Genomic DNA, 476 nt, shown 5'->3' with positions numbered 1-476 from the left:
ACGCGACGGTCACCACCACGGAAGCCACCTTCACGCGGCGCACCCGAGCGCGACCCATCACGATCGCCACCACGGAAGCCGCCCTCGCGGCGGTCACCGCCTCGGTAGCCGCCCTCACGCGGGGCACCGGATCGCGAGCCGTCCCGGTCACCGCCACGGGAACCGCTGTCGCGACCGCCGGCGTATCCGCCTCGGGTGCCGCCTGCGCTGTCTCGGTCTCCCCGGTACGGGGGCCGGTCGTCGCGCCGCGCACCGCGGTCGCGTTCGCCGGAGCCGTCTTCGTTACGACGGGGACGGTCTCCGCCCTGCGGTCCTGAACTCACAGGTACATCCTTCCTGATTGCGCCACCAATGGCGCCACGCAGTCGAGGGCCGACCCGGATTGGGGCGGCCCTCGACTGGAAGATTGTCCGGCGGTGTCCTACTCTCCCACACCCACACGAGTGCAGTACCATCGGCGCTGGAGGGCTTAGCTT

1 pseudogene is annotated in these 476 nt (G+C 71.0%); it reads left to right on the top strand.

The annotated features are described in order from the left end of the window. A pseudogene (locus tag ACPXB1_RS29535) lies at positions 1-317 on the top strand (hypothetical protein); the annotation flags it as partial. Positions 318-476 lie beyond the last annotated feature (159 nt).

The sequence above is a fragment of the Micromonospora sp. DT68 genome (assembly GCF_049847245.1).
Classification (GTDB): domain Bacteria; phylum Actinomycetota; class Actinomycetes; order Mycobacteriales; family Micromonosporaceae; genus Micromonospora; species Micromonospora profundi.
Note: the sequence above shows the minus strand (reverse complement) of the source record. Positions and strands in the feature narration are given on the sequence as shown.